General features: G+C 70.6%; 4 protein-coding genes. All 4 read left to right on the plus strand.

Going from position 1 to position 3,720, the window contains the following annotated elements:
• Positions 1-157 precede the first annotated feature (157 nt).
• Positions 158-973, plus strand: a complete 816-nt coding sequence (locus tag AB0M20_RS31910) for a carbohydrate ABC transporter permease (protein WP_364304043.1) — start codon at positions 158-160, stop codon at positions 971-973.
• On the plus strand, positions 974-1,885 hold the full coding sequence (locus AB0M20_RS31915) for a Gfo/Idh/MocA family oxidoreductase (RefSeq protein WP_364304044.1): 912 nt from the start codon (positions 974-976) through the stop codon (positions 1,883-1,885).
• A gap of 14 nt (positions 1,886-1,899) precedes the next feature.
• Positions 1,900-2,727, plus strand: coding sequence for a sugar phosphate isomerase/epimerase family protein (locus tag AB0M20_RS31920; protein ID WP_364304045.1), 828 nt, complete (start codon positions 1,900-1,902; stop codon positions 2,725-2,727).
• The coding region (locus tag AB0M20_RS31925; protein ID WP_364304046.1) for a Gfo/Idh/MocA family oxidoreductase at positions 2,720-3,720 on the plus strand (1,001 nt) is incomplete at its 3' end. The genes AB0M20_RS31920 and AB0M20_RS31925, both read left to right, overlap by 8 nt.

Genomic DNA, 3,720 nt, shown 5'->3' on the forward strand with positions numbered 1-3,720 from the left:
CCTTTTAGCCCTACCGGGGTCCCCCCGGGGTGGACGTCCACGCGCAGGCCGCCAATAAACCCCCCCCCCCCCCGGCCCCCCGGGCGCCCCCCCGCCCCGCCGGGTCCGCCGCCCGGCCGCGGGCGAGGCCCACCGGCTGCTGCCCGCGCCACTGCTGGTGATCGTCACCGTGGTGCTCGTCCTGATGGTGCTCGTCCCGACCGCCTACATCGTGCTCGCGTCGCTGAACACCGACATCGGCGTGGCCGAGGGCGAGTTCTGGCCCAGCTCGTTCACCCTCGACAGCTACAGCAAGATCTGGACCACCGCCGACCTGGGCAACGGCCTGGTCAACAGCCTCATCGTCTGCGCCTTCACGGCGGTGGCGTCCGCGCTGCTCGGCACGATCACCGCGTACGTGCTGGTCCGCTACACGTTCACCGGCCGGCTCACCATCCTGCGCGGCCTGGTCGGGCTGCAGAGCATCCCGGGCACGCTGATGCTGCTGCCGGTCTTCGTGCTCTTCTCGTCGGCGGGCAACTATCTCGGCATCACGATGGTCGGCACGCGCTGGGGCCTGTTCCTGGCGTATCTGACCTTCGCCCTGCCGTTCTCCACCTGGGTGATGGTGACCTACCTGCGCGGCCTGCCGCGCGAGCTGGAGGAGGCGGGCCGGGTGGACGGCGCGTCCACGCTGCGCATCCTCTTCCGGATCATCATGCCGCTCAGCCTGCCGGCGATCGTCGTCTCGGCGATCTTCGCGTTCCTGCTGGGCTGGAACGACGTGCTGTTCGCCAACGTGCTCACCCGGCCGGAGACGCACACCGCAGCCGTCGCGCTGTCGATCTTCGGGGTGACGCAGGAGGGCGGCGCACTGCCGGTCTACTCGCAGGTCATGGCGGCGGCGCTGGTCACCGCCGCGCCCGTGGTGATCCTCTACCTGGTCTTCCAGCGCTATCTGGTCGGCGGACTGACCGCGGGCGGGGTCAAATAGATGACGACGGCCGTGGTGATCGGGCTCGGGACCGTGTCGGTCGTGCACCTGGCGGCGATCGAGGCACTGGACGGCATCGAGCTCGTCGGCACGGCCGGCCGCGACTACCGCGAGCTCCTCGACCGCGTCCGGCCGGATGTCGCGCACATCTGCACGCCGCACGACCAGCACGCGGATGTCGTGATCGACTGCCTGGAACGCGGCGTCAACGTGCTGGTCGAGAAGCCGTTGGCGCACACCGTGGCGGAGGCGGAGCGGGTCGTCGCGGCCGCCGCGGAGCATCCGGAGCTCAAGGTCGGGGTCTGCCTGCAGAACCGGTACAACCTGGCCGTGCGGGCGGCCCGCGACCTGATCGGGCGCAGCGCGGCCAGGGGCGCGAGCGCGACCGTGCTGTGGCACCGCGACCAGGCCTACTACGACGCGGCGCCCTGGCGCGGCGAGAAGAAACGCAGCGGCGGGGGCGTGCTGATCAACCAGGCGATCCACACGCTCGACCTGCTGGAGTGGCTGCTCGGTGAGGTCACCGACGCCCGCGGACAGGCCGGTCACCTCGGCCGGACGACGACCGACGTCGAGGACACCGCGCAGGCCGTGCTCACCCACGCCGGCGGGGCGACCAGCGTCTTCTTCGCCACCACGACCAACGTCACCGACTCGCCCGTCACGGTCGAGATCTTCACCGAGGACGCGACGCTCACGATCCGGGGCGACCTGACGATCGACCGGGCCGGCGGTCGCACCGAGATCGTCCGTGAGCGGACCCATAAAACGGGCAAGGCCTATTGGGGCGCCTCGCACGAAGCGCTGATCGCCGACTTCCACCGCACGCTGCACCACCCCGAGCCGTTCTGGATCGGGCCGCAGGAGGGCATTCGCTGCCTGCGGCTCGTACACCGGATCTACGAACAGTAGGAGGACCGCGTCCCATGTGGACTCTTTCCGGATTCGCCGACGAGATCTCCCCCGACCTGACCGAGCAGTGCCGGGTGGCGGCGGGGCTCGGCCTGCGCTACATCGAGGTGCGCAGCGCGTGGGGCGTCAACATCCTCGACCTGGACGACGAGCAGCTCGACACCATGAAGAAGACGCTCGCCGACCACGACATCAAGGTGTCCAGCATCGGGTCGCCGATCGGCAAGATCTTCATCGACGAGGACTTCGCGCCGCATCTCGAGCGGATGCGCCACGCCGCCGAGGTGGCCCACTTCCTCGGCGCCCCGTACATCCGGATCTTCTCGTTCTTCATCCGGCCGGGCGACGACCCCGACGAGCACCGCGCCGAGGTGATCGAGCGGATGCGGGCGCTGGCCCGGGTCGCCGAGGAGGCCGACCTGGTGCTGCTGCACGAGAACGAGAAGGAGATCTACGGCGACGTGCCGCGCCGCTGCCTGGACATCGTCCGGTCGGTCGGCTCGCCGCACCTGCGGCTGGCCTGGGACCCGGCCAACTTCGTGCAGGTCGGCGTGAAGCCGTACACCGACGGCTACGCGATCCTGCGGCCGCATGTGGAGTACGTGCAGATCAAGGACGCCCTGGCCGAGGACGGCACGGTGGTGCCCGCCGGCGAGGGCGACGGCGAGCTGGCGCGCACCATCCGCGCACTGCGCCACGACGGGTTCGACGGGTTCTTCTCGCTCGAGCCGCACCTCGCCCTGGGCCACACCGCAGGCGGGTTCTCCGGCCCCGACCTGTTCACCACCGCCTGGCGGGCCTTCACCGGCCTGCTCACCGCCGAGGAGATCGAATATGCATAGGTTCGCGCTGGTCGGCGCCGGAGTGATCGGCAAGCACCACGCCAAGGTGATCGCGCAACTCGCCGACCGCATCGAGCTGGCCGCGGTCGCCGACATCGACCTGGACAAGGCCCGGGCGTTGTCGCCGGCCCACGCCTACCCGTCGCTCACCGAGGCGCTGGCCGCCGAGCAGATCGACGTCGTGGTGGTCTGCACCCCGACCGGCCGGCACGGCGCGCTCGCCATCGAGGCCCTGGAGGCCGGCAAGCACGTGATCGTGGAGAAGCCGGCGGAGATCACCGTCGAGCGGACCGACGAGATCATCGCGGCGCAGCAAAAGGCCGGGAAGGTGGTCACGGTCATCTCGCAGCACCGGTTCGACGAGTCCACCGAGACCGTGCTGGCGGCCATCGCGCGCGGCGAGTTCGGGCGCATCACCTCCGGCATCGCCTCGATCGACTGGTGGCGGGGGCAGAGCTACTACGACTCCGGGGACTGGCGCGGCACCTGGGAGCTGGACGGTGGCGGGGCGCTGATGAACCAGGGCGTGCACACCGTCGACCTGCTGGTGGCCGCCTTGGGCCGGCCCGTGGAGGTGTTCGCGTACACCGGCACGCTGGCGCACCAGCGGATCGAGGTGGAGGACGTCGCGGCCGGGGTGGTGAAGTTCGAAAGCGGCGCGCTCGGGGTGCTGCACGGTTCGACGGCCGCGTACCCGGGGCTGAGCGCGCGGCTGCAGGTGCACGGTGACCGCGGCTCGGCGGTGATCGACGACGACCAGCTCACCTTCTTCCACGCCACGCCGGAGGGCACCGAGCCGGAAGAGAAGCTGATGGGTACGACGCAGGCCACGACGGCGTCCGCGGCCGGCGCCACCGCCAGCAGCAACCCCGGCGGCCTGTCCGACGCGCACCGGCTGCAGTACCTCAACTTCCTCGGCGCGCTCGACGGCACCGAGGAGGTGCGGGTGGACCTGGAGACCAACCGGCGCTCGATCGGCGTCATCACCGGCGT

The sequence above is a fragment of the Actinoplanes sp. NPDC051633 genome (assembly GCF_040681735.1).
Taxonomy (GTDB): Bacteria; Actinomycetota; Actinomycetes; order Mycobacteriales; family Micromonosporaceae; genus Actinoplanes.

Excerpts from the sequence above, each read along its gene's own strand:
- AB0M20_RS31915 (WP_364304044.1), top strand. The coding sequence starts at position 974 with ATGACGACGGCCGTGGTGATCGGGCTCGGGACCGTGTCGGTCGTGCAC.
- AB0M20_RS31920 (WP_364304045.1), top strand. The coding sequence starts at position 1,900 with ATGTGGACTCTTTCCGGATTCGCCGACGAGATCTCCCCCGACCTGACC.